Below are 23,416 nucleotides of genomic sequence, written 5' to 3' on the forward strand. Positions count from 1 at the left end.
GAGGAAGGTTCACCATGCACAATCCGTTCGACGACGACACCGCCCAGTTCTACGTGCTCGTCAACGAGGAGGGCGAACACTCGATGTGGCCCGTCTTCGCCAGCGTGCCGACCGGCTGGCACATCGCCTACGGCCCGGCGGGCCGTGCGGCCGGACTGGCCTATGTCGAGGCGCACTGGCTCGACATGCGCCCGGCCTCGCTCATCGCGGCCATGGAGACCGAGTCCTCGCGCTGAGGACCGGGTCCTGTCACGACCGGACCCGCTGAATACGCGGGGCGCACCGGGTCATCCCACGCCGACCGGTGCGCCCCGCCCCCTCACCCCGCCCGCGTGCGCACGCCCGGTCCTACCCCTCGGTGGCCGTCCGGGCCGGGCGTGCGACTACGCGCGGATCTGGGAAGGCCCGAGCACCGCCGCGGCCTGCTGACGCCAGTCCGACAGCGCTCGGCCGCGCAGCGGCGCGAGGGCGGCGTCGAACTGTCTGGCCCGCTTGGACACCGTCATGCCGACATAGGTGTGATTGTCGGTGATGGCCGCGGTGGCCACCGCGCACGCCTCCTCGATCTCGCCCGAGCCGAGCAGCGCGGTGGCGTGTTCGAAGCGCACCAGCGCCGGTTCCATCGTCTCGCGCGGATCGTAGAGCGACATCGCGCGCGCGGCGGCGCGCGCGGTGTCGTCGGGTCTGCCGAGTTCGGCGTAGCCGACCGCTTGGTAGAAGGCCAATTTCTCGGGACGGAAGGAGAAGATGCCGACCGGGAGGTCCTGTCCGGCCACGCTGTCGAGCGAGGCCGCGGATTTCTCGATGCAGTAGGTGAACTGGTCGGCGTCGCCGAGTTTGGCGTGCGCGCGCGCAGCCATACCCCACAGCCAGGCCGCGGCCGCGCCCGTGCGCGGATCCTCGGCCAGGCGCGGCGTCAGCAGATCGAGCACATCGCGGGGGCGGTCGCTGTAGGTGGGCAGATAGCTCAGTCCGGCCAGCGCGATGTCCTCGGAATAGCGGTCGCCGATGTCCTGTGCCGCGTGAATGGCCGTGGTGTACCACAGCCGGGCCTGGCCGAAATGTCCTTCGTTGAAAAGTATCTCTCCCGCGACATTCGCCAGCCTGCCCGCGGTGCGCACCAACCGGATCTGGTGCAGCGTGGCCTGTCTTTCGCCGAGACAGCCTCGTACCATACGGAATTGCTCCAGCGTCGATTGCAGCAATTCGTGCGGGGGTACCTGGACGACCCGGCTGCCGAGCACGTCGGCGGTCTCCTCCAGCAACCCGAGCCTGCGTTCACTCACCGATCCCGCATCCAGCGCCGCGAGCATCTTCTCCGGTTCGCTCACGACGAGGTCGGCCGCGTGGCCCGCGAGGCCCGCGCCGATGCAGGCCAGCAACTCTCGACGTCTCACGTCGTCATCCTCGACTTCCTTGTCGAGCCCGATCGGCGCCGCACGGTTTTCCGTGTGTTCCGGCGCGCTGTCCCTACCGAGCTTGGTGTTCCGAACGAGCGCCGCGCTCGTATCGCCGGTTTCACTGGCCGCGTCGTGGCCCGCCGTGATCGCCCGCTCGAATCGCGCGACGATGACTGGATCGGCTTCGGATAGCACCCGGTCGAGTAAGCGTCTGCTTGCGGCATGCATCCGGGTTGTCCGGCCCTTCTCCCACAAGACGACGGTGCGCGGGGTAACGCCCACCAGGCGCGCGAACTCATAGCGACTTCGCCGCATCGCCGCCCGCAGTGCTACAACATCTTCACCGGTCCAGTCGACCTCAACCATAGGTCCTACTTCCTCGCACCAGGCTGATTCAATCGGAAATTACTCGCAATTACCGCCTTCGGGACTGTTATCTACCGAATCGCAACGCGCACTCTTGAAATCGCATCCGGCACCGGGGTTCTGCCCAGACCTTACGAGGGCGCCGCTCCACGGAAACCCGGCGCACGGTCCCGGGGCGGTCCGATCCAGCCGCCTCGAGCGCGGTTCCGATGGCGCCTTCCGGTGCCGGATGCACTGAACCGCTCGGAGGTGAACGATGGACGTGCTGAACTCGGATATGAGGGAATTGTGGCTGGTGCAGAGCCGTGATTGCGCACAGGAACCGCTGCTGCTCGATGACGAACGCGCCAGGTTCGTCCTCACGGTGCACGCGGGTCACGGCGCCGCGTGCCACCAGTATCTAGCCGCGTCGGCCTACCGCTTCCGTCGAGCCGCCGGTAGGTGAGTTATGGGATCGCTGTGGTCGATCCTCACCTGTTGCGCCGTCCTGGTCGCGACCGCCGGCGCGATCGGTATGTCGTTGGGGCGCACCATGACCACCGACCACCATGAGCCACCGCTCGACCCGCTGACGGTGCAGCAGGCGCACGACGTCATGCAGTCGCATCGCGGATGCGGTGCCGACGACTGCCCGAGTAAAGGCGCGGCATTCCGCGCCTTGGTGGCGGCGGGGCGCATCGTCCCCGATTCGCGCGCGGACGGATACTCGCTCTGAATCGTCCCGAATCGCAACGCGGTTCCGTATTGGAAACCGACTTCGCATATTGCGAATACTTCGCACACCTGTGAACGGCGCGCGGTTGTCGCGAACGACGCGCTACCACCCGTATCTTCTACGGGTTCTAGGGGGTTGAGACTCCGAGAGGAAAGTCACGCTAAGCTGACGGGGCTGAATCGGGTTGTTCTGCTGATGGTTTCATGTCCGCGTGATTGATGCGGGTGTGTCCGGTTACGGGCGTTTCGGTGTGTTGTCGCGGTTGGTGTATCCGGACGGGCGCGGGCGGATCTTCAAATCCCCGCACGTGCTGCGCCTGGCCGACGACGAACCCTACCGCCGCGAGATCAAAAGCCCAAGCGGTCTCGCGCGGTGCCCTGTTCACTGCACTGCTGGGTCCGATTCACCTACTCGATCCGCGTCTCGAGCTGGCCATCGAAAGCAGCGCCCAGAACGTCGGCTACGCGCTGAGCAACATCGCTGTCGGCTACGAAGCCACGCGCAACCTCGACCTGTACCAGGGCGCCCGCGCCGAACTCCTCGGCCGCCGCGGTCATCTCCTCGCGGTAGCGGCGCTCGAACTCTGGGTCGACGAAACGCGGTGGGGCCGGGTCGACCTGGTGCGTGGGCATCCGGCCGCCGGGGAGATGTCAGCCGCGACCAAACACCAGCGCGGCAACTGATCGAGGCTAGCGCCACCGCCGAGGTCAGCAGCGATACCGCCGAGATCGTCGAGGGTGCGGTGTCGTGGTTGGTGAGACTGGATCTACTCCGTCGCCGGGGGCGCCGCCACCAACGGTCGCGCGCCCCGCACTGGCGGGCACAATTGCGCGGCCCGCACCGGCCGGGCTGCGCAATCACCAGCCAGCTAGCGCACAAGCTTTGCTGGCCAGCAACTTTCGGTCCGAGATTTCCTGTAGATACTGACAAGGACACATTCGACACGGTTTCCGAGGTACAGCGATGACCCCACAGGCTTGGTACAACCACTACGACGATCCCGATGAATTCTGGGACGAGGAACCGCTCATCAAACCATTGGCCCCAACAGGTCGGGTCACCGCTGCGGACCCGAGCACGCGGAGGAATCCTCCACCGGTGAGCGACGTCCGCCCACCTCCACCGCAGGCCGGTTCACCCAACCCGTGCGCCAGCATCCGACACACCTCACAACGGGTTCACAGCCCGATCCGCTGACCATCTGGCCTCTGCCTGTGTGACTCCGGATGGCGCTGTCCACAACATCGTGCTGGCCAACGGATTCTGCGACCGCGCAGCGCCCGCGTGGAGCGCCGCCCAACAGATCACCATCGCGGCACACGCCATCGTCGACGCCGTCAACTCCGCGCGGCGCGGAGCAGCGAAGTCGTCCACTGCAGCATTGCCGCCAGGGGGCGCATCGTGAATCAATACAATCGGCTGTTCGATCTCGTGCAGGAGATGAACCAGAAGTGGGCAAAGCTCGACCGTGATATCGAATCCGGAAAGCGCAGGCAAGACCGCGCCCAGACCATCGCGACCACTCGACTCATCGACCGTGACACCTTCATCGATTACGGATCGGTTTCCGTCGATGCCAATGGATTCGTCCGTTCGCTGCAGTTGAACCCCGATGAAGTCGTCCGCGCCAGCGACGATCACGTTCTGATGCTGATCTGCGATGCCATCAACTCCGATAACTCGATGCCGTCACCGCAGATCGACCTGACCGAATACGAGGTGACACCGTGACCGATTTCCATGTCGTACCCGAGGCGTTGAAGCTGGAGGCAGAGCGCGTACGCGGTGCCGCCGACTACTGGGCGAACGCACACCTGTCGATCCTCAATACGATGCCGATGCGGGAGATGATGTTCGGTAACAAGGGGATCGACATCGTCAAGAAGCTGCAGGCATGCACAGAGACGCTCAGTGCCAAGCTCATCGACGGCAAGAACTCCACCGACGACGCTGCGGACAAGCTGATGACCTGCGCGAACCACTTCACCTCGGTCGATGCCGACTACTATCGGAAGTTCGGTTACATCGACGAGAAGGCCGGATACTGACATGGGAACCACAGAGGGACTGGCGATTCCAGCGGACAAGAACCCGCAGGGCCTTCCGTCGGAGTTCGTATTCCCTTGGGAACAGGCCGCATACGTGGTCAAGAAGGCCAAGGAGTGCGACATCACCAACATCGAGGAGATCGTCGACTCCATCCGGAATTCGCTGGGCAACCCGAATTGGGTTTCCGAGGTCCTGACAGGGTGGCTGGGCGCGATCACCTCGCTGACAAAGGCAGTCGACGGAAGCGGCAACGGGGTCGGACTCGAGACCGCGAACGAGAACCTCAAAGCACGCTGGACCGGCACTGCGAGCGAGTCGGCAACCAGCTATGTCGGCCGCTTGGTCACGGCATCCCGTGAGGAAAAGACCCAGCTGCAGGCGATGTACGACAAGATCAACGACATCGGCGCCTTCGTGTCGAAGTCCTACGCCGCTAACATCGCGCACATCCACAACTACGCGGCCCGCCTACGCGAGAACGAGGGAAACGAGTACGACATCCGTGTCGGAAGCTTCTTCCCGGGAGGTAGCGACACGTCCATATACGCTGAAAAAAAGCGCATCCTCGCGGAATTCACCAGAGAAACAGCTGCCGTCTTCAAAGATCTCACCGACTACCTGACCGACGTCGGTGGCTCGGTCGACACCATCGTCAGTTTGATCGCCGGCGTCGAAATACCGGGAAATATCGCACCGTCGGTAGGCGACCCCGGCTCCTGGCAGCCTCGCAACCCCACCGGCCCGCCCTGGGGACAGCCGTCATGAACGTCGCCACATTCACACGCCGCTGCACCACCATCGCACTACTCGCGATTGTCTTCATCGGAGTTCCCGCCTGCGGCACCGACAGCGGATCTACCCCGGACACACCGGTGATGTTCTCCGCGGCCCCCAGTGACTGCAGCCCCGTCGTCGCTGATGTGGCGACTCAGATCGCACGGTTCACCGGTGACCTGTACAGCGCCGACCTTCAGTACCAAACCGGAGGAGTCGATGACCCACCCAGGACCGAGACACTCACCTGCAGCGGCTCCTACCCCCGGACCGGTGGCGACGTAGCCGGCTCCAACTCGGCGCAGGTCAAGCTGCGGACGGTCTACCTCGGCTTTACGGTCACCACCAGCGACCTCGGCCTCGAACCCGGATATCGACTGCGCTTGTCCGAAGACTCGTTCACCAGGTCCAGGCCCGACGAGCACACACGCTGCGACAGTATCGGCGAGGACTGCTACATCGTCACCGAGACCACACCCGGAACAATCTCCACCGCACTACATTTCCGGTCGAGAAATCTCAATGTGCTCGTCCGCCTATCGACCTCCACTCAGCCAGACATGACGACGCACCCGGACACGATGGCAGACAGTGTCCACGCCCGCGAGATCGCTCGCGTCTTGGCAGACGATCTCGATGACATAGTCCCGCGATAGACCTTGGAAGTACGTGGAGATTGTCTGACCAGAACTGTCGGATCGCCTGCGGATCGGCAAGGCCGGTTCCGGCCGTACAGCGGTCCTCGATCAGACACAGCGGCTCGGTGGCCGCCGGGACTTTGTTCTCGGCGGCCACACTCGTAGCGCTTAGCCTCGATCCATGGACGCAATCCGAGATTGGGGTGTGTTGAAATACAGAAAATGCCTTCTGACCTGGGATGATTGATGTTCTGACGCATTGATCAAGACCAGGGCAGGAGTAGCGTGACTTTTCCTGGATGTTCCCCGATCCCCTTCTACCCGGAAAGGCTCACTGTACGGCGCGCACCCGTCGGTGGCGAGGTTGTCCGTAACGAGTTGCGCCCGCGCCGACGGGGATTCGGCGCGGGCGATACGGCGACGGCAGGCGTGCTACACCAACTGCTTGTGCCTGCGCATACGCAGTCGCAGGTCCGCCATCAAGGCATGCGTGCCGCCGTGGCGCAGGAATCGCGGAATGAAGCGGTTGACGAAGCCGACGAACACGAACAGGTTCTCGAAACGGCGCTGATCGGCCGCGGTCCACTTCACACCCATCTGCTCGCGGAAGTAGGGCGCGAGGAACCCGATGGTGAGGAACTGCAACAGATTACGGAACGGCAACCGCAGATACCAGTGGATCATGCGCAGATTCAGCAGGTCATCGATGTAGGAGCGCACGAAGTCGTCGAGTACGGCCTGTTCACACGCCTTGTTCCAGTACTCGTCGAATTCCTTGCGGGTGGCGGGCCACATCTCCTCGGTGACCTGGAGTGTGGTGCCGAGCGTGGCGGAGGAGGCGTAGAACGCCTCGGCCTGTTCCTCGTTCATGCGCCCGTGCAGTAGTTGGTAGGTGTCCTCGAAGCCGATGAAAAGGCAGGCGGCCACCCAGAGTTGGAGCTCGCGGTCGAAGGCGTTGTACTTCACCGGTGCGCCGGGTTCGGAATGGACCTGGCGGTGCGCCACGTTCACCGCCTCCCGGAAGGCCGCGCGCTCCTCGTCGGTGCCGAGAACTGCCACCGCCAGGTACTGCGTTGTGGTGCGGGCACGCTTCCACGGCCGCTTCATCAGCGAGCCGGACTCCACCTTGGACTCGGCGACGCCGTAGCCGACGCCGGGGCGCGCCATCTGCATCGCCACATTGGCGGCCGCGCCCGCGAAGGCCCAGAAGTCCAGCGCGTCGGTCAGTTTCACCGGGCGCTTGGTGAGCGGGCGGTGCGAGGCGCTGATGTGGATGCGGGTCCGGTCGACGTCGAGGGGCGCGGGACCGGAGTGGTCCGTCGGTTGGGCGGCGAGGGTCATGGGAGCCCTTTCGTGTCGGTGCGTTCGCCGCGGACGCCGCGGCGCGCGAGCGTCGCGGCGGGCCGGACGGAGGCGGTGAGAACTGCCCTCGCGGGGCTATGTTACTGAATATTCTGGGCTATGTCAGCGGTTCGCGATCAACTTTCCCGTAGCGCTCCTGCTGTTGTCTTCCTGGGAGAATCTGCTGTTCTGGCAGGTGCTGGTGATGAATCGACCCGATGTCGGATCCGGGGCCGCATGGCGGGGGCTTCCGAAAAGATGTGAATCATGCGTAACATGTGCACACCCCGTCCGATCGTCGAACGGTCGGGTCGACCCGCGGTGTGGCGGTCCCCGGTCACACCCGGGTCGGTCCGTTCGGTCGACCGGGTGCAGGAAAGGACGCAAACGCCCATGCTCGCGAAGCTGGATCGAATATTCAGCTATGAGATGAAGGTGTCCGAGTTCATCGGAACGCTGATCATCATCGGAATCCCCTACGGGCTCATCGGTCTGGTCTGGTCGCTGACCCACACCAGCCACCTCGAGCGCATGCACGGCATCGATGTCGTCATCTCCTTCCTCGGCTCCATCGTGTGCTGGCCCGTGCTCACCTTCTCGAATGTGTGCATGACCTGATGATGGCGCTGGTGTGGCTCATCGACATCCTGGTGATCGGCGTCAAGATCCTCGGTGGGCGGATGAAGGTCAACCCGATCCTGCGATTCGGACTCTGGTTGGCGGTATTGAGCGTCGTCGTCGCCGGAGTCGGCGCCCTTGGCTACGGACTGGTGCTGCTACAGCATCGACTGGCCGGGACGACCTGATCCGAATCGGCCTTCGGGTTCTGAAGTAGACGGAAACATATCTGACCGTCATGGCGGGAAATTTATCCGCTAACCTTCCCGTATGACGGCATATCGCCAGCTCAAGGTGGTATCCAGAAATATGGATGCCCTCATTGGGTATGAACGCTCACCGTTCGAAACAATCGGAATTCAGATTCACATACAGCTTGTGCCGCGCATAGGGTTGTGCAACACTTCACACGCTCCGTGCCTCGTGGGGGCGACCGGTCGTCCGGTTGTCGAGTGAGCGGCGGACAGCCGAGAAAGGACTCGGGCACCAGTGACCATCACCGAACAACCTCGACAACGAACCGACCTGGAGCTGGCGGTCGAGGATCTCAAGGGCCTGTGGCAGCGTCATCCGCAGCGTTCGCTGGAGACGCTGGGCCGTCAGGTGGTGCTGGGACGCGACGCGATCATCGAACTGTTCCGCGCTATCGCCGCCCGCCGATTCCCCTACCAAGAGTTCATCAAGCAATGCGCGTTCATGTCGAGCGTCTCCGCGGCGCCGACGATCTTCGTCGCCATCCCCATCGCGGTCGTGGTCTCCATCCAGGTCGGCGCGCTGGTCAACCAGGTCGGCGCGACCACCTTCATCGGCGCGGTCGCGGGTCTCGGCATCATCCGTCAGGGCGCGCCGCTGGTCACCTCGCTCATGATCGCGGGCGCGGTCGGCTCGGCCATCTGCGCCGACCTCGGCTCGCGCACCATCCGCGAGGAGATCGACGCCATGATGGTCATGGGCGTCGATCCGGTCCGCCGCCTGGTCGCCCCGCGCCTGGTGGCCGCCGTGCTGGTCAGCATGCTGCTGTGCGGATTCATCGTCTTCGTCGGCTTCGCGACGGCCTATATGTTCAACGTCTATGCCCAATCCGGTACGCCGGGTTCGTTCATCGGCTCGTTCGCCTCCTTCGCGGTGTCGAACGACTTGCTGGTGGCGTTGGTGAAGGCCGCGATCTTCGGCGCGCTCACCGCGATCATCGCCTGCGATGTCGGCCTGCACGCCAAGGGCGGACCCGGCGGCGTCGCGAACGCGGTCAACTCGGCGGTCGTCACCTCGGCGCTGATGTTGTTCGCCACCAACATCATTCTCACGCAGCTGTACAACACGCTGTTCCCCACGAAGGTCATCTGAGGTGGGATCGCAATACACCCCGCCCGCACTGCGACCGTTCCGGGCGGTCGGCGCGGTGGTCGCCGCGCCGTACCAGGTGAACCAGCGCGTCGGACATCAGGTCGTCACCTTCCTCCAAGCGCTCGCGGCGATACCGTTCGTGCTCAAGCACTACCGCAAGGAGGTGCTGCGCCTCACCGCCGATGTCGGCTGGGGTAACGGATCGCTCATCGTCGGCGGCGGCACCGTCGGCGTCGTCATCATCCTGTGCGCCTTCGGCGGCATCACCGTCGGCATGGAATCGTTCACGGCGCTGAACCTGCTCACGATGGGACCGCTGACCGGCGCGATCTCCGGATTCGCCACCACGAGGGAACTGGCTCCGATCCTGGCCACGCTGGCCTTCGCGATCCAGGCCGGCTGCCGCTTCACCGCGCAACTGGGATCGATGCGCATCTCCGAGGAGATCGACGCGCTCGAATCGATCGCCATCCGGCCGCTGCCGTATCTGGTGAGCACCAGGATGATCGCGGCGACGCTGACCATCATCCCGCTTTACACCGTCGGGCTCGCGACCGCCTATATGGCGACCAAACTGTCGGTGCTGTTCCTCGGCGGCACCTCGGCGGGCACCTACGACCACTACTTCTTCCAGTTCCTCGTCGGTCCCGACGTCTTCTTCTCCCTGCTCAAGGTCGCCATGTTCACCCTGCTGGCGACCTTCGTGCAGTGCTACTACGGCTTCACCGCGACCGGCGGCCCCGAAGGGGTCGGGGTGGCGGCGGGCCGTGCGATCAAGATGGTCATCGTCATCATGGTCTTCGCCAATTTGTTTCTGACCCTCGCGATCTGGGGAATCGACCCCGGATTCCGCATCTCGGGATAGGGGCCGCGGTGATACTCGATCCAAGTGGACGCGGCGCAACCGCCCGTCAGTTGACCCTCGCGGGTCTGGCCATGTTCGCGACGCTGTTGCTGCTGCTCGGTCTGCTCATGCTGCGCTACAACGGATACTTCGAGGAAAAGGTGCCGGTCACAGTCGAATTGACCAGCACAGGTGACGGACTGCCCGCCCGCGCCGACGTGAAGTTCCGCGGCATGGTCGTGGGCGCCGTCGCCGATGTCGAGGTGGTCGGCAAAGGGTTGCGCCAGCGCGCCTCGGTCGACCTCGACCCCGCCGTCGCGGGCAGTATCCCCGCCAACGTCACGGCGCGGGTGGTGCCGAACAACCTGTTCGGCGTGACCGCCGTCGAACTGGTGGACAATGGCTACTCCGGCGCGAAACTCACCGCGGGAGCGACCATTCCGGAGGACACCGGCGCCGCGACGGTCCAGTTGCAGACCACGCTCACCGTCCTGCGCGACGTGCTCGACAATATCCAGCCCGAGAAGCTCGGCCGCGTGCTCGCCACCCTGTCGGCGGCGCTCGACCCGGGCGCGCGCATGCCCGGTTCCACCATCGAACGTCTGGATCGCTGGCTCACCGAGGTGCACTCGATTCCCGAGATCGGCGACCTGCTCGGCGATCTCGGCCGCGCGACCACCGAGCTGAGCAAGTCCGCACCCGAACTGGTCGGCGTGCTCGCCGAATCGGTGACCTCCGCGCGCACACTCACCGAACGCCGCGCCAACCTCGTCGCGCTGCTGGCGAACGCGAGCAACACCATCGACACCGTCAACGGGCTGTTCGCGGCGAATCCGAATTCGGCCAAGGAACTCGTGCCGGGTCTGGGCCAGTTGTTCGGCTCGCTGGCCAAGGACACCGACGCCATCCCGTTCGCCATCGGCAACCTCAACAAGACACTGAACAATATGTCCTCGGTGTTCACGTGGGGTCCGCAGCGGCAGATGGTGTGGTCGATGGACGTGAGCTTCACGCCCTTCAAGCAGTACACCGCCCAGGACTGCCCGCACTACGGCGATATGTACGGTCCGCGCTGCGGCGGGCCCACCGTGCCGCAGGTCGCACCGGAACAGCAGTACCCGGCGCAGCTGACCCCGCGCTGGCTCGATGCCGCGGGCCCCGCGCCGCTGCCCGCGACCCTGCCGCAGTCCGCGCCGGGCGGGATTGTCCCCGGACTGCCCGCGACCCCGGGCCTGCCGTCGCTGCCCGCGATCCCCGGCATCCCCGCGATCCCCGGACTGACCGCACCCGCCGCCGACAGCGCCGCGCCGACGCCGAACGCCAAGCCCATCGCGAGCGGACGCGGATACGCGGGTGTGGCCGCCATGGTCGGCGGCAAGCCGACCGCCGCCCAATTGCTGCTGCTCACGCCGCTGATCGCGGGTGGAACGGTCACCGTCTACGACACCGCCGAAGGAGGTAAGTGACCGTGAAATCCGCTAGGGCACTGATCGGATTCAGCTTCTTCGCGGTGCTGGCCATCGCGCTGACCTACACCATCTGGTCCACCCTGCAACGCTCGGTACCCGGCGACACCTCCAGCTATTCGGCGACCTTCTCCGATGTGATGGGCGTGCGGGTGGGCGACGACGTGCGCATGGCAGGCGTGCGGGTCGGGCGGGTGGACGCCATCGACTTCGAGGACAACTATCTGGCGCGCATCGAGATCCGTATCCAGCAGCGCCAGCGGCTGACCACGACCACCAGGGCGCTGGTGCGATACCAGAACCTCATCGGCCAGCGTTATATCGCGCTGGCGCCGGGCAAGGAGCAGGGACAGCCCCTGAGTCCGGGCGGGCACATCCCGATCGAGCACACCGAACCTTCCTTCGACGTCTCCTCGCTGCTGTCGGGATTCGAGCCGCTGTTCAGCGTGCTGCAACCGGATCAGGTGAATTCGCTGTCGGAGACCCTGATCCAGGCATTGCAGGGCGACGGGGTGTCACTGAGCACCCTGGTCACCCAGGCCGCCGACCTGGCGACCACCTTCGGGCAACGCGATCGCATCCTCGGCGACGTCATCACCAACCTCAGCGCTGTGCTGACCGGTCTGGCCAATCGCAGCCAGGAACTGGAAACGCTGATCACACAGTCGCGTGCGCTGGTCGAGGCGCTCTACGCCGAGGGCGAATCGCTCAAATCCTCGGTCGCACAGGTCGCCACCGCGACCGATTCCCTGGTGGGACTGGTAACCCAGGTGAAGCCGAATCTGGCAGAGGCGCAGAACGACGCCACCGACGGTGTCGCGCTGCTGCTGCTCAACGGCGCCGCCTTGGACAAGGCCGCGGTGCAGTTCCCGACCTTCCTCAACGCACTGGCCCGCTTCACCGGTTACGGCGCCTACGGCAACGCCTACGTGTGCCGCCTCGACGTCTCGCTGTGGGGCGTGCTGTTCCCGCCCGGGGTGTTCTCGCAGGTGGGCGGAAATTCGCAATCGGAGGTGTGCCGATGAGAACACGGATGCTTACCTTCTACTCGCGCAACAGATTCCTGTGGCTCGGCGTCATAGCCGCCGCGTCGGTGGCGCTGCTGCTGGTCGGGTCGAGCGCGATCTCGCAGGCCCGCTTCGCGGACAAGACGATCCACGCGGAATTCGCCCAGGCCGCGGGTCTGCGCCCGGGTGCGACGGTGGACGTCTCGGGTATCGAGGTCGGCGCGGTGCGCGCGGTGCGGTTGGTCAACGACAAGGTGGTCGTCGACCTGCGGGTGCGCCGGGATCTGCGCCTCGGCGCCGATGCCCGCGCCGCGATCAAGATGTCGACCATCCTTGGACGGCTGCACATCGAACTCGTGCCGGGCGACGGCAAGGGCCTGCCCGACGACACGATCGTGCTGGCGAACACCGCGGTGCCCTACAACCTGGGCAAGGTGATCCAGGACCCGCAATACAAGTCATCCTTCGAGCGCATCGAGCGCATCGACCCGGCCAAGCTGCGCCAGTCACTCGACCTGTTGGACCGGCAGATGGGCGATTCGCCGCAGCTCACGGTCGCCGCGCTGGACAGCATCGGCTCACTCGCCAAGGTGATCAACGAACGCCGCGACGAGGTCGACGCGCTGCTGAAGAGCATGGACCAGGTCTCGGAGCTGGTGTCGGACAACCAGAACAGCGTGCTGCTGCTGCTGACCCGCGGTGAGGCCATCGGCAACGCGGTGGCGCTGCGCCAGGACATGCTGCGCCGCCTGCTCGACAATGTCGCCCAGTTGTCGGGTCTGCTGCAACAGATGGGCGTGGAGAACGGCGGCCAGTTCGGCCCGCTGATCGACAACCTCAACACGATGACCGAGGGGTTGGAGAAGAACCGCGACAACCTCGACCACCTCTACGAGATCATGCCGGTGGCCTTCCGGCAGTTCAACAACGTCCTCGGGAACGGCCCCTACGGCGAAGTCTGGGCGCCATGGATATTCCCGGACAACTGGCTGTGTTTCGCGCAAGCGGTACCGGGGTGCAACTGATGAGAATTCGTAGGATTGTCGAACTCGTGGTGATGTGCGCGGCGGCGACCCTCGCCGCCGGATGTTCGGTGCTGCCCGACAGCGTCACCGCGCTGCCGGATCGGTACCTCGCCGAACACGTCCGCATCAGCGCCGATTTCGAGAATGTGGCCGGCCTGTACGCGGGTAACGAGGTCGCCGTGCTCGGGGTACCGGTGGGCACGGTCGACACCGTGACCGCGCGCGGCAGCTATGTCGAAGTGACCATGTCGATCGACAAGGGCGTCAAGATCCCGGCCGACGCCATGGCCGCGCTGATCTCACCGCAGTTGATCACCAATCGCCACGTCGAACTCGCGCCCGCCTACACCGGCACCGGCCCGACCCTCGCCGACGGCGATCACATTCCCTTGGCGCGCACCAGAACTCCGGTGGAGCTCGACCGCATCCTGGAGAACTTCGATCAGCTCGGCGCGGCGCTCAAGGGCGACAGCGAGAGCGGCCCGATGGCAAGCCGCGTGCTGTTCCCGCTGTTGAACGGCAACGGCGACCGGCTGCGGGAGACCCTGGACGCGCTGTCCTCCGCCTTCGAGGTCACCTTGGCGAACAAGGACCAGATCGCCAACACCATCGTCAAATTGAACGAGATCACCCAGGTCATCGCCGCCAACGACCAGACCGTGCGCGACTTCAGCGGCAGGCTCACCGAATTGGTGCGCCTGCTCGGCGAGCAGGCCCCCGGCTTGCAGGCCGTGATCACCCAGCTCAACGACTTCGTCGCGAACACCTCGGCGGTGGTCGGCCAGAACCGCGACCAGTTGGCCGGGGCCGTCACCCGTTTCGTCGCCATCACCGAACAGATGCGCGCCAACGCCCGCCAACTCACCGAAATCGTCGACGTCGGCCCGCTGTTCCTACAGAACCTGTCCAATGCCATCAGCCGGGAGCAGCGCGCGATGCGTGTGCACGGTCTGCTGGACAAGGCGGTGCTCGACGGCGAGGCGCTGTCGCTGTTCTGCGAACGCGTGCAGATGCGCCTCGACGGCTGTCGCACCGGAAAGATTCAGGATATGGGACCGGATTTCGGACTCACCGCCGCGCTGCTCGGGATCACCAAATGACGGGCCGGACGCGCGGACATCTCACTCGCACGGTGGCGGCGGCCGTCGCCGCGGCGGCCGTGTGCACCGCCACCGGCTGCGCGGTCACCGTCGACAACGTGCCGCTGCCCAAACCGGGTATCGGCGGCGACGGCTACGTGCTGCACGTCGCGTTTCGCGACGCGCTCAACCTGCCCGATCGCGCCCACGTGAAGATCGGCGGCACCGATATCGGCGTGGTCACCGACATCGACACCACCAATTTCATCGCCGACGTGGAGATGTCGATCCGCACCGATATCCAGTTGCCGCGCGGCACGACAGCCGAATTGCGCCAGGCGACCCCGCTCGGCGACATCTTCGTGGCCATGACGCTGCCCGCGCCGGACCCGAACGCCCCGCTGCTGCGCGACGGCGACACCATCGGCACCGAACTCACCTCGGCGGGCGCCTCGGTCGAGCAGTTGATGATGTCGATCTCCATGCTGCTCAACGGCGGCGGCCTGAATCAGGCGGCCAGGATCACCGCCGAGATGAACTCCATGTTCGGCGGCCGCGCACCGCAATTGGCGCATCTGCTCACCGAACTCACCAGTGCCATCGAAGCCCTCAACAACCGCACCGCCGATATCGACAGCACGCTGTCGGGCATTTCGGTGCTCACCGGTGAACTCGCCCGGCGCAAGGCCGAACTCGGCCAGGCCGCCGACACCTTCCCCGCGCTGCTCGGTCTGGTCGCGGAGAACAACCGCGACCTCTCCTCGCTCATCGGCAAGGTCGCGGTGACGATGGCCGCGCTACAGGATTTCACCGACACCACCGGCGGGGACACCGTCGGCCTGTTCGACAGCATCCAGAAACTGATGTCCGGCTTCGCCGAAGCGCGGGAGTTCGGCGAGGCGCTGGAGCGCTTCGACAAGCTGTACCCCTCGTTGATGGCGGGCTTCGACGGTCCGGCGCTGGCCTTCGTCGCCAATATCTCGTTCCTGAGCGTCGGTGCGCTGACCGATCCGACCGGCAGCCGGTTGCCCGAGATCGGCGACGTGCCCGCCTTCATCGGCAGCCTCGCCCAGGTGCTCGAGAAGGTCTTCGGCAGGCTGACCAGCCCGCCGCAGCAGCCGGGAGGCGGACGGTGAACATCCCACTCTGGAACTATCTCGCCCGGCACCGTATCGGCGTCGCCAATATCGGCCTGATCATCGTCCTGATCCTCGGCTCGTCCTATCTGGCGACCGCGGTGCTGCGCTTCGATCCGCTGCCGAACACCTACCGGGTCACCGTGGAGTTGGCGAGTTCGGGCGGTCTGGCGGCGAACAACGATGTGACCTTCCGCGGCACCCGGGTCGGCCGGGTCTCCGAGGTTCGGCCCTCCGACACCGGTGTTGTCGCCGTTGCCGACATCCGTACCAGCGCGAAGATTCCGGTCGGGGGCATCGTCGCGGTGGGCAGGCTGTCGGCGGCGGGCGAGCAGTACCTGGATTTCCGCCCCGACTCCGACACCGGGCCGTATCTGGCCGACGGCGCGGTGATCCAGCGGTCGCAGACCGCCGCACCGGTCGCGATCCAATCCCTGCTCACGAATCTGAGCGGCCTGATCGGCGGCCTGAATCCGCAGCGGCTCACCGTGATCGTCGACGAACTCGACAAGGCGCTCGCGGGCGGTCCCGATCGGCTGCGCAATATGATCGCGGGCATCAGCCGGGCGATGGCGGGTCTGGACGGTCTGCTGCCGCAGACCCGTCAGCTCATCGAGAACCTCAGCGTCATCGCCGAGACCACCTCGCACGCGCAACCCGACCTGACCACCCTGACCACCGGCGCGGGCGCGCTGTTCCAACAGCTCACCGCCGCCGATCAGGAGGTGCGCCGATTCCTGGATCTGGGTCCGGGACAGCTGGCCACCCTGGGCGGGGTCATCGAGGACACCAAGGATCCGATCACCGATCTGGTCACCAACTTCAGCGCCATCACCCGGGCGGCCAAACTGCGCGCCCCCGCCATCGCCGCGCTGTTCCCCTCGCTGCGCGAAGGCGTCGGCGCGGTGAGCATTCCCGCCTGGGACGGGTCCTTCCACACCATCGTCGACCCGTGGCCGCGCGAGACCTGCGACTATCCCACCAAGCCGCTGGCGCCCACGCTCGTGCAGACCGACACCAGGGTCCGGCTCTACAACTACTGCGTCACCGACAATCCCGCGTTGCAGGTCCGCGGTTCGGCGAACGCGCCGCGGCCCAATGTGCCCGACAACGGATCCGGGCCGCCGCCCGGCGTGACCGGCAACGAATTGTCCCGCCCCGCCCCCGGTAGATAGGAACGACAGTGAACGAGAAGGAAATCGACAAGGACGCCGCGACGGCGGCGGAGGGGGCGAAGGAATCGGAGACCGTCGCGCGAGCGGCAGTGGACGAGAAGGTGTCGACGGAGCGGGTCTCGACCGAGAAGTCCGCGTCGGACAAGGCCGCGGAGAAGTCGGCGCATGGCGCGGTCGTTCTCTTGAACAAGCTGCGTCCCGGCCCGAAGGGCGCGGTGGCGCTGCGGGTCGCGGTCGCCCTGCTGCTCGGCGCTTCGCTGGCGACCTCGGTCTACTACTTCCTCCAGGACCGGTCGGCGGATTCGCGGATGCGGGCACAGGAACAGGCCCGCGCCGCCGCCTGCGCCTACGCGCCCGTACTCGCCAACTACGACGCCAAGAATCTGGACCCGTACTTCGCCGCGGTCCTCGCGGGTGCGACCGGTGACTGGAAGAAGCAGTTCGACGACACCAGCAGAGAACTGAAAGAGGTGCTCTCGCAGGGCGAGGTGGTGTCCAAGGCCGACGACGTGCAGTGCGCGATCAAATCGGCCGACGAGAACTCGGCCGAGGCGATCGTGGTGATCGGCCAGACCATCACCAGCGTCGGCACCCAGGGCAAGCCCGCGCCCGGTCAGCTCTCCATGGTGATGCGGATGGCCAAGGTGGACGGCAAATGGCTTGTGAACAAGGTCAATTCGCCGCTCACCCCGTCGTCCGCGCAATAACGGCGCGCCCGTATCAGGCGGTGGTGTCTCGGAATGCGGTGCGGCCGAACAGGATGATTCGCATCAGCCGCATCACCCGGGTCGGCGAGCAGATGGGGCTCTCGGGTCCGAGCCACTGGCCCACGTCGACCACTTGGGCGAATGCGGCGTGCACCAGCACTCTGGCCTCGGCGGGGGACAGTTCCGGCCGCGCGCCGACGACCAGCTTGGCCCACTCCTCGACATTGAGCCGCTGGATATTGCGCAGCACCGTGCGATCCTCCGGCGGAACATTGCTGATCTCGGAGTAGTAGACGAAGGTCAGTTCGCGTTCGTCGAAGGAACCGCGCACATACAACTCGATGAGCGTGTCGAGTGCCTGTTCCGGGCCGTCGGAGGCGGCGATGGCGGGGCCGATGGCCGCCGAGACCCGGTCGGCCGCACGGCGAAAGGCCGCGGCCAGCAGATCGCCTTTGCTGCGGTAGAACCGGTACACCGCCGAGGAGGCGGGCAGGCCCGCGGCCGAGGCGATGTCCTCGACGCTGACATTCGGGTAGCCGTGTTCGTGGAACAGTTCGATCGCCCGCTTGAGCAGCAGTTCGTGTTTGAAGGTGAGCGGTATCTCGGTGGCCGCGGGCGTGGGCGCGGACGCGCCGATCGCGGGCAGGTCCGCGTAGAGCACGGTGCGGCAGGCCGAATGCAGCAGTGCGGTGAGCGCGCGCACGGGCATGGAGACGTGGTGGTCGGTGATGCTGCCGATGATGCTCAGCGCCGCGGTGGACAGCACCGCGCGGTCCGCGCCGCCGAGTTCGGGGCGCGCCTCGCCCAGCAGAGTGGCGAGGACCCGGTAGGTGCGGATCAGCTGGTCGATGAGGGTGCGGTAGTCGGCGGGTTCGAGATAGCGGCTCTGCCAGCGCAGCAGCGCCGCGCTGCGGCGGTTGGCGATCGAGGCGGCGATCAGGGTGTCGATGGTGTGATCGAGTCGCCGGGCGGCGGGCGTGCCGGACAGCCGGTCCGGCAGGTGCACCGCGGCCTCGCTCATGGCGCTCAGCCGCAGCGCCTCCTCGCGGAACAGCGCGTATTTGCTTGGGTAGTGGCGGTAGAGCGCGGTGGAGCTGATGTCGAGGCGGGAGGCGATGTCCTCCATGCTGACACCGTGGTAGCCCAGGGAGCCGAACGCTTCGGCGGAGGCCGCCGCGATCTGCGCGCGCCGGTCGCGAGGGCGGCGCCGTACGACCCGCTGGGCGGTCGCGGCGTCCTCCGCATTCGGCGCCCGGCGAGGGCGGCGTTTGGGGGCGTCCATTCAGCGATGGTAACCCAACCGGTTACCGAGCAAACCGGTGTCAACCGACCCGGAACGGGATTGAATTAAAGATCACAAAGACCTGGTAACAATGCAATCTACGTGGGCGATCAACCTATTGAGGCGTAGAATATCGCCTAACATAGAATGGCGCGGCCCGACCCGTTCGGCGCGTGTTACCGACCGATCAGTTCGCGGAGGGGCGACCGAAGAGGACCACCTGCATGAGCAGGCGCACCCGCGGTTGCGCCGCGAAGGGCGCCGAGCCGAAGGAGCGGCCGAGATCGACCACGAGTGCGAAGGCCGCGTGCACGAGGAAGCGGGCCTCGGCCGGGGACAGCTCCGGCCGGACCGCGCGCAGCAGCCGCGCCCACTCCTCGACGCTGAGCCGCTGGATATTGCGCAGCGAGGTCCGGTCCTCGGCCGGAACGTGCTGGAATTCGGTGTAGTACACGAAGGTCAGCGCCCGCTCCTCGAAAGAGCCCGCGACATAGTGCTCGATCAGCGTGGTCAGCGCGGCTTCCGGCCCGGTCGCGGCGGCCACCGCCGGGCCGATCGCGCCGGAGACCCGGTCGGCGGCGCGCCGGAAGGCCGCGGCCAGTAGATCGCTCTTGCCGCGGTAGAAGCGGTAGACCGCAGAGGCCGCGGAAAGTCCGGCGGCGGTGGCGATCTCCTCGACGCTGACATTCGGATAGCCGCGGTCGTGGAACAGTTCCACGGCCTTGCGCAGCAACAGTTCGTGTTTGAACGAATCCGGGATCTCGGCCGCCGTGGGCACCTCGACCGTCTCCTCCGGCGGCGGCAGCGGCGCCTCGCCGATCGCCGAGCAGGCCGAGGCGAGCAGGCGCACAAGGGCTTTCGCGGGCAGGGCGGCGTGGTGATCGGCGATGCTGGTGATGACGCTCAGCATCGCCGCGCGCAGCACCCGGACGTCGTCGGTGCTCAATTCCGGTCGCAGCTGCGCCAATTGGGAACCGAGGGCGTCGAGTACGGTCTTCTGCTGCTCGTCGAGCAGTTCCCGGTCGGGTTGCTCGAGGTAACGGCCCTCCCAGCGAACCAGGGTGACACTGGGCCGATTCTCGATGGTGGCTCCGATGAGCGCCTCGAGCACATGGCGCAGCCGCTGCTGCGGCGACCAGCCCGCCGACTCCGCGGGCAATTCCACCGATTCGGTCATGGCCCGGCCCACCCGCAAGAGCTCCTCGCGGAAGAGCGCGTATTTGCTGGGGAAGTGGCGATACAGCGCCGCGGAGCTGATGCCCAGTCCCGAGGCGATGTCCTCCATGCTCACGCCGTGGTAGCCGAGGGAGCCGAAGGCGGCCGCGGAGGCCGCGGCGATCTGGGCACGCCGGTTCTTCGGCCTGCGCCGGATCTCCCGGGGTGCCGAATCGCCGGTGACAGCCTGCCGCGCCGTTCGGCGATTGTCGACACTCATAACGGCCATGGTATCGAGACCGGGCGGGCAGCGATTTGCCCAGGTCGCGCCTGTGCTCATCGAACCGGGCGCACCGACGCGATCGCGCGGGGATCGGTGCCGCCACGGTGCGCCCGAGTGCCGGTGACATCGGTTCGAGTCACCGGCCCGCTTCGGTCGAGCAATGAGTGAATGGAACGTCACTTATATGACCATATGCAATGTTAGAGCTACCTATTCTAGGTAGAATAGATATTTACATATTTCGGCTACTTCACTCTTCTGGCGCGGGTGGGCGTGTTAGTGTGAGGTCGCGGAACTTCGACAGGGGGAATGCGCGTGCGGATCGAACAGGTCGCGATCGTTCTGTATCCAGGTATGACGGCGCTGGACGCCATCGGCCCGTACGAGGTGCTGCGGCTGGTGCCGGACGTGGAGGTGCGCTTCGTCGGCCACGCTACCGGCCCGGTGCTCACCGATAGCGGGGTGCTGGCCCTCGGTGTCACGCACACCTTCGCCGAAACACCCTCGCCCGATATCGTCGTGGTCCCCGGCGGCCCGGCGGCAACCGCCGTCGCCGCCGACGACACCGTGCTCGACTGGATTCGCAACGCCCACCAGCGCACCACCTGGACCACCTCGGTGTGCACCGGGGCGCTGGTGCTTGCCGGAGCCGGGCTGCTGCGTGGCAAACCCGCGACGACCCACTGGGCCGCCCAGCAGATGCTCGGCGCGCTCGGCGCCCGTCCGCAGCGCGGCGAGCGCATCGTGCGCGTGGACCGGATCGCAACGGCCGCAGGCGTTTCCGCGGGCATCGACCTGGCGCTGTGGCTGGTCGGCGAATCCTTCGGCCCGCAACGCGCGAAAGCCGTACAACTCGACATCGAATACGACCCGCACCCCCCGTTCGACTCCGGTCACCCCGACAAGGCCGAACCCGCCGTACGCCGCACCGCCATCGCCGACCAGGCCCGCATGGTAAGCGGTCTGCGCCGCGACGGCCTACTCACGGAATCGATCACCGGCGCACAGAAATTACTGTGGCGCACGGCAATCCAGCGCATCCGCCGCTGAAACCCACACATATATACGCTTATTTCAGGTTGGCGTACCAGTCCAGGAGGGTGGGGTTGTCGACGGCGCTGCGTTCCACCACTCTGGCCGGATCCGCGCCCTGGAACAGCTTCTTGATCGGCACCTCGAGTTTCTTGCCGGTGCGGGTGTGTGGAATGCCGGGGGCGGGCAGGATCTCATCCGGCACGTGTCGCGGGGAGACCTCGGCGCGGATGACCGCGGCGATGCGGGTTTTCAGTTCCTCCGTCAATTCCGCGCCGGGGGCCAGTACCACGAACAGCGGCATCCAGTAGCCGCCGTCGGGCTGCTCGACCCCGATCACCAGTGCCTCGGCGATTTCCGGCAGCCGCTCCACCACCTGGTAGATGTCCGCGCTGCCCATGCGGATGCCGTGCCGGTTGAGGGTGGAATCGGAGCGCCCGTGCACGACCACGCTGCCGCGTTCGGTGATGGTGATCCAGTCGCCGTGCCGCCAGATGCCGGGGTACATGTCGAAATAGGCGTCGTGGTAGCGGTGTCCGTCCTCGTCGCGCCAGAACCGGACCGGCATGGACGGCATCGGGCGGGTGATCACCAGTTCACCGACCTCCCCGCGCACCGGGGCGCCCGCGGGGTCGTATGCGTCCAGCGCCACACCGAGGTAGGGGGCCGACAGTTCGCCCGGCCATACCGGAACGGTGCGCACGCCGCCGATGAAGGCCGACACCACGTCGGTTCCGCCGCTGATGGAGGAGATCTGCACGTGGTCGCCGATGTTCTCGCCCAACCAGACCGCCGAGGAGGTCGGCAGCGCCGAACCGGTGATGCCCACCGTGCGCAGTGCGGTCAGGTCGTGGTCGACGCGCGGCACCGATCCGGCTTTGATGCAGGCGAGCACGTAGCCGGGGCTGGTGCCGAGCACGGTGGCGCGCACCCGGGCGGCGATGTGCCACAGCGCGTCCGGGGTCGGATAGGTCGGGCTGCCGTCATAGCAGACGATCGTCGCGCCCACCAGTAGGCCGCCGACCTGGAAGTTCCACATCATCCAACTCGGACTCGTGTACCAGAAGAAGGTGTCGTCGGGTCCGATATCCGATTGCAGGGCAATGGCTTTGAGATGTTCGAGCAGTACGCCGCCGTGTCCGTGCACGATGCCCTTCGGCAGTCCGGTGGTGCCGGAGGAGAACACGATCCACAGCGGGTGGTCGAAATCCACCGCCACGGTCTCGATGACCGTGGCGGCGTTCTCCTCGGCCCGCACGGCCTGCGCCCACGGGGTCGCGTCGGTGACGGGCAGATCGAGTTGGGAGACCGCGATGGTGGCGCGCAGACTCGGCAGCGCCTCGCGCAGTGCCGCGATGTCCTCGCGTTTGTCGTGGGCGCGCCCGCCGAAGCGATAGCCGTCGGCGGTGATCATTACGGCCGGTTCGAGTTGGCCGAGCCGGTCGGCCGCGGCCTTGGCCGAATAGTCTTGTCCGCAGGCGCTCCACACCGCGCCGATGGCGGCGGTGGCCAGGAAGGCGACCACGGCTTCCGGGATATTCGGCAGATATCCCACGACCCGGTCACCCGGTTCGACGCCGAGTGCGCGCAGTGTGCGGGCGAAGGCCGCGGTGTCCTCGATCAGGTCGATCCAGGAGATCTCCCGCGGTTCGGCGTCCTCGCGCACGTGGATGATCGCAGGCCGGTCGGTGCGGGCCTGGCGCACGATCTGATCGGTGTAGTTGAGTTTCGTGCCGGGAAACCACCGCGCTCCGGGCATGTCGGCGCGTGCAAGCACCTCGCCGCCGATCTCGCCGAGTTCGAAATAGTCCCACAGCGCCCGCCAGAAGGCCGCCGGGTCGTCGACCGACCACTGCCACAGCGTGCGGTAGTCCGGCGCGGTCAGGCCGGTGGCGGCTTCGACCGAGCGCGCGAAGTCGGTGATCCGGGCGTTCGCGATATCCTGTTCGTTGGGCACCCACTGTGGTTGCACGCAATCCT

The 23,416-nt window shown here is 66.2% G+C and carries 25 protein-coding genes; 19 read left to right on the forward strand and 6 right to left on the reverse strand.

The genetic code is table 11. The features are described from left to right. Positions 1-14 precede the first annotated feature (14 nt). Positions 15-236 carry an MbtH family protein gene (locus APZ21_RS26875; RefSeq protein WP_054816064.1) on the forward strand — a complete coding sequence of 74 codons (222 nt, stop codon included), beginning with the start codon at positions 15-17 and terminating at the stop codon, positions 234-236. Positions 237-383: 147 nt separating this feature from the next. Here APZ21_RS26875 and APZ21_RS26880 read toward each other — a convergent pair whose 3' ends face one another. Further along, the gene (locus APZ21_RS26880; RefSeq protein ID WP_156371353.1) at positions 384-1,397 is read right to left on the reverse strand and encodes an NsdA family TPR-like regulatory protein; all 1,014 of its coding nucleotides are present in this window, start codon (positions 1,395-1,397) and stop codon (positions 384-386) included. Between the two features lie 625 nt (positions 1,398-2,022). Here APZ21_RS26880 and APZ21_RS26885 point away from each other — a divergent pair. Both APZ21_RS26885 and APZ21_RS26890 read left to right on the forward strand, forming a co-directional pair. Further along, a complete protein-coding gene (locus APZ21_RS26885; protein WP_054816066.1) occupies positions 2,023-2,211 on the forward strand; it encodes a hypothetical protein in 189 nt (62 codons plus the stop codon). 3 nt (positions 2,212-2,214) lie between these two features. Continuing rightward, positions 2,215-2,481, forward strand: coding sequence for a hypothetical protein (locus APZ21_RS26890; protein WP_054816067.1), 267 nt, complete (start codon positions 2,215-2,217; stop codon positions 2,479-2,481). 407 nt (positions 2,482-2,888) lie between these two features. Here APZ21_RS26890 and APZ21_RS26895 read toward each other — a convergent pair whose 3' ends face one another. Then, entirely contained in the window at positions 2,889-3,113 is a 225-nt protein-coding gene (locus tag APZ21_RS26895) for a hypothetical protein (RefSeq protein WP_054816068.1), read from the reverse strand. A gap of 652 nt (positions 3,114-3,765) precedes the next feature. Here APZ21_RS26895 and APZ21_RS26900 point away from each other — a divergent pair. The 4 genes from APZ21_RS26900 to APZ21_RS26915 are packed head-to-tail and all read left to right on the forward strand — an operon-like array spanning position 3,766 to position 5,960. Further along, positions 3,766-4,212 (forward strand): hypothetical protein, encoded by a 447-nt coding sequence (locus tag APZ21_RS26900; protein ID WP_156371354.1) that lies wholly within the window; start codon positions 3,766-3,768, stop codon positions 4,210-4,212. After that, positions 4,209-4,529: a hypothetical protein gene (locus APZ21_RS26905; protein ID WP_054816070.1), complete on the forward strand. Its 321-nt coding sequence runs from the start codon at positions 4,209-4,211 to the stop codon at positions 4,527-4,529. The genes APZ21_RS26900 and APZ21_RS26905 overlap by 4 nt, the downstream gene beginning before the upstream one ends. Position 4,530: 1 nt before the next feature. Next, the gene (locus APZ21_RS26910) at positions 4,531-5,295 is read left to right on the forward strand and encodes a hypothetical protein (RefSeq protein WP_054816071.1); all 765 of its coding nucleotides are present in this window, start codon (positions 4,531-4,533) and stop codon (positions 5,293-5,295) included. Then, positions 5,292-5,960, forward strand: coding sequence for a hypothetical protein (locus APZ21_RS26915; RefSeq protein WP_054816072.1), 669 nt, complete (start codon positions 5,292-5,294; stop codon positions 5,958-5,960). Before APZ21_RS26910 ends, APZ21_RS26915 begins: the two co-directional genes overlap by 4 nt. 414 nt (positions 5,961-6,374) lie before the next feature. On the opposite strand, the gene APZ21_RS26920 is transcribed toward APZ21_RS26915, so the two are convergent. Beyond that, positions 6,375-7,283: an oxygenase MpaB family protein gene (locus APZ21_RS26920; RefSeq protein ID WP_054816073.1), complete on the reverse strand. Its 909-nt coding sequence runs from the start codon at positions 7,281-7,283 to the stop codon at positions 6,375-6,377. 393 nt (positions 7,284-7,676) lie between these two features. Between APZ21_RS26920 and APZ21_RS26925 the strand changes: the two genes are divergently transcribed. The 11 genes from APZ21_RS26925 to APZ21_RS26975 all read left to right on the forward strand — a co-directional run bounded on the left by APZ21_RS26925 (position 7,677) and on the right by APZ21_RS26975 (position 17,684). Continuing rightward, positions 7,677-7,901: a hypothetical protein gene (locus tag APZ21_RS26925; RefSeq protein WP_054816095.1), complete on the forward strand. Its 225-nt coding sequence runs from the start codon at positions 7,677-7,679 to the stop codon at positions 7,899-7,901. After that, the gene (locus APZ21_RS26930) at positions 7,901-8,089 is read left to right on the forward strand and encodes a hypothetical protein (RefSeq protein ID WP_054816074.1); all 189 of its coding nucleotides are present in this window, start codon (positions 7,901-7,903) and stop codon (positions 8,087-8,089) included. The genes APZ21_RS26925 and APZ21_RS26930 overlap by 1 nt, the downstream gene beginning before the upstream one ends. A gap of 301 nt (positions 8,090-8,390) precedes the next feature. After that, positions 8,391-9,245 carry an MlaE family ABC transporter permease gene (locus APZ21_RS26935; RefSeq protein WP_054816075.1) on the forward strand — a complete coding sequence of 285 codons (855 nt, stop codon included), beginning with the start codon at positions 8,391-8,393 and terminating at the stop codon, positions 9,243-9,245. Between the two features lies 1 nt (position 9,246). After that, on the forward strand, positions 9,247-10,110 hold the full coding sequence (locus APZ21_RS26940; RefSeq protein WP_054816076.1) for an ABC transporter permease: 864 nt from the start codon (positions 9,247-9,249) through the stop codon (positions 10,108-10,110). An 8-nt stretch (positions 10,111-10,118) separates the two neighbouring features. After that, complete coding sequence (locus APZ21_RS26945; RefSeq protein ID WP_054816077.1) at positions 10,119-11,555, forward strand: MlaD family protein; 1,437 nt, start codon at positions 10,119-10,121, stop codon at positions 11,553-11,555. A gap of 2 nt (positions 11,556-11,557) precedes the next feature. Next, entirely contained in the window at positions 11,558-12,580 is a 1,023-nt protein-coding gene (locus APZ21_RS26950; RefSeq protein WP_054816096.1) for an MCE family protein, read from the forward strand. Beyond that, entirely contained in the window at positions 12,577-13,587 is a 1,011-nt protein-coding gene (locus APZ21_RS26955) for an MCE family protein (RefSeq protein WP_054816097.1), read from the forward strand. Before APZ21_RS26950 ends, APZ21_RS26955 begins: the two co-directional genes overlap by 4 nt. Next, complete coding sequence (locus tag APZ21_RS26960) at positions 13,587-14,687, forward strand: MCE family protein (RefSeq protein ID WP_054816078.1); 1,101 nt, start codon at positions 13,587-13,589, stop codon at positions 14,685-14,687. Before APZ21_RS26955 ends, APZ21_RS26960 begins: the two co-directional genes overlap by 1 nt. Further along, entirely contained in the window at positions 14,684-15,802 is a 1,119-nt protein-coding gene (locus APZ21_RS26965; protein WP_054816079.1) for an MlaD family protein, read from the forward strand. Before APZ21_RS26960 ends, APZ21_RS26965 begins: the two co-directional genes overlap by 4 nt. Further along, a complete protein-coding gene (locus APZ21_RS26970) occupies positions 15,799-16,977 on the forward strand; it encodes an MlaD family protein (RefSeq protein WP_054816080.1) in 1,179 nt (392 codons plus the stop codon). Before APZ21_RS26965 ends, APZ21_RS26970 begins: the two co-directional genes overlap by 4 nt. An 8-nt stretch (positions 16,978-16,985) precedes the next feature. Continuing rightward, complete coding sequence (locus tag APZ21_RS26975; RefSeq protein WP_174553628.1) at positions 16,986-17,684, forward strand: hypothetical protein; 699 nt, start codon at positions 16,986-16,988, stop codon at positions 17,682-17,684. 13 nt (positions 17,685-17,697) lie between these two features. Here APZ21_RS26975 and APZ21_RS26980 read toward each other — a convergent pair whose 3' ends face one another. Continuing rightward, the gene (locus APZ21_RS26980) at positions 17,698-18,966 is read right to left on the reverse strand and encodes a TetR/AcrR family transcriptional regulator (RefSeq protein ID WP_054816081.1); all 1,269 of its coding nucleotides are present in this window, start codon (positions 18,964-18,966) and stop codon (positions 17,698-17,700) included. Between the two features lie 187 nt (positions 18,967-19,153). Then, positions 19,154-20,401, reverse strand: coding sequence for a TetR/AcrR family transcriptional regulator (locus APZ21_RS26985; RefSeq protein WP_054816082.1), 1,248 nt, complete (start codon positions 20,399-20,401; stop codon positions 19,154-19,156). Between the two features lie 324 nt (positions 20,402-20,725). Between APZ21_RS26985 and APZ21_RS26990 the strand changes: the two genes are divergently transcribed. Then, a complete protein-coding gene (locus tag APZ21_RS26990) occupies positions 20,726-21,454 on the forward strand; it encodes a DJ-1/PfpI family protein (RefSeq protein ID WP_275426228.1) in 729 nt (242 codons plus the stop codon). 19 nt (positions 21,455-21,473) lie between these two features. Here the strand turns inward: APZ21_RS26990 and APZ21_RS26995 are convergent, their stop codons facing one another. Beyond that, positions 21,474-23,408, reverse strand: coding sequence for an acetoacetate--CoA ligase (locus APZ21_RS26995; protein ID WP_054816084.1), 1,935 nt, complete (start codon positions 23,406-23,408; stop codon positions 21,474-21,476). Positions 23,409-23,416 lie beyond the last annotated feature (8 nt).

Source organism: Nocardia arizonensis (genome assembly GCF_001310275.1).
GTDB lineage: Bacteria > Actinomycetota > Actinomycetes > Mycobacteriales > Mycobacteriaceae > Nocardia > Nocardia arizonensis.

What these genes read in the sequence shown, in the direction of transcription:
- APZ21_RS26955 (WP_054816097.1), top strand. Translation starts at nt 12,577, where the DNA reads ATGAGAACACGGATGCTTACCTTCTACTCGCGCAACAGATTCCTGTGG.
- APZ21_RS26920 (WP_054816073.1), bottom strand. Translation starts at nt 7,283, where the DNA reads ATGACCCTCGCCGCCCAACCGACGGACCACTCCGGTCCCGCGCCCCTC.
- APZ21_RS26925 (WP_054816095.1), top strand. Translation starts at nt 7,677, where the DNA reads ATGCTCGCGAAGCTGGATCGAATATTCAGCTATGAGATGAAGGTGTCC.
- APZ21_RS26930 (WP_054816074.1), top strand. Translation starts at nt 7,901, where the DNA reads ATGATGGCGCTGGTGTGGCTCATCGACATCCTGGTGATCGGCGTCAAG.
- APZ21_RS26980 (WP_054816081.1), bottom strand. Translation starts at nt 18,966, where the DNA reads ATGGACGCCCCCAAACGCCGCCCTCGCCGGGCGCCGAATGCGGAGGAC.
- APZ21_RS26965 (WP_054816079.1), top strand. Translation starts at nt 14,684, where the DNA reads ATGACGGGCCGGACGCGCGGACATCTCACTCGCACGGTGGCGGCGGCC.
- APZ21_RS26985 (WP_054816082.1), bottom strand. Translation starts at nt 20,401, where the DNA reads ATGAGTGTCGACAATCGCCGAACGGCGCGGCAGGCTGTCACCGGCGAT.
- APZ21_RS26915 (WP_054816072.1), top strand. Translation starts at nt 5,292, where the DNA reads ATGAACGTCGCCACATTCACACGCCGCTGCACCACCATCGCACTACTC.
- APZ21_RS26890 (WP_054816067.1), top strand. Translation starts at nt 2,215, where the DNA reads ATGGGATCGCTGTGGTCGATCCTCACCTGTTGCGCCGTCCTGGTCGCG.
- APZ21_RS26960 (WP_054816078.1), top strand. Translation starts at nt 13,587, where the DNA reads ATGAGAATTCGTAGGATTGTCGAACTCGTGGTGATGTGCGCGGCGGCG.
- APZ21_RS26895 (WP_054816068.1), bottom strand. Translation starts at nt 3,113, where the DNA reads ATGCCCACGCACCAGGTCGACCCGGCCCCACCGCGTTTCGTCGACCCA.
- APZ21_RS26875 (WP_054816064.1), top strand. Translation starts at nt 15, where the DNA reads ATGCACAATCCGTTCGACGACGACACCGCCCAGTTCTACGTGCTCGTC.
- APZ21_RS26910 (WP_054816071.1), top strand. Translation starts at nt 4,531, where the DNA reads ATGGGAACCACAGAGGGACTGGCGATTCCAGCGGACAAGAACCCGCAG.
- APZ21_RS26885 (WP_054816066.1), top strand. Translation starts at nt 2,023, where the DNA reads ATGGACGTGCTGAACTCGGATATGAGGGAATTGTGGCTGGTGCAGAGC.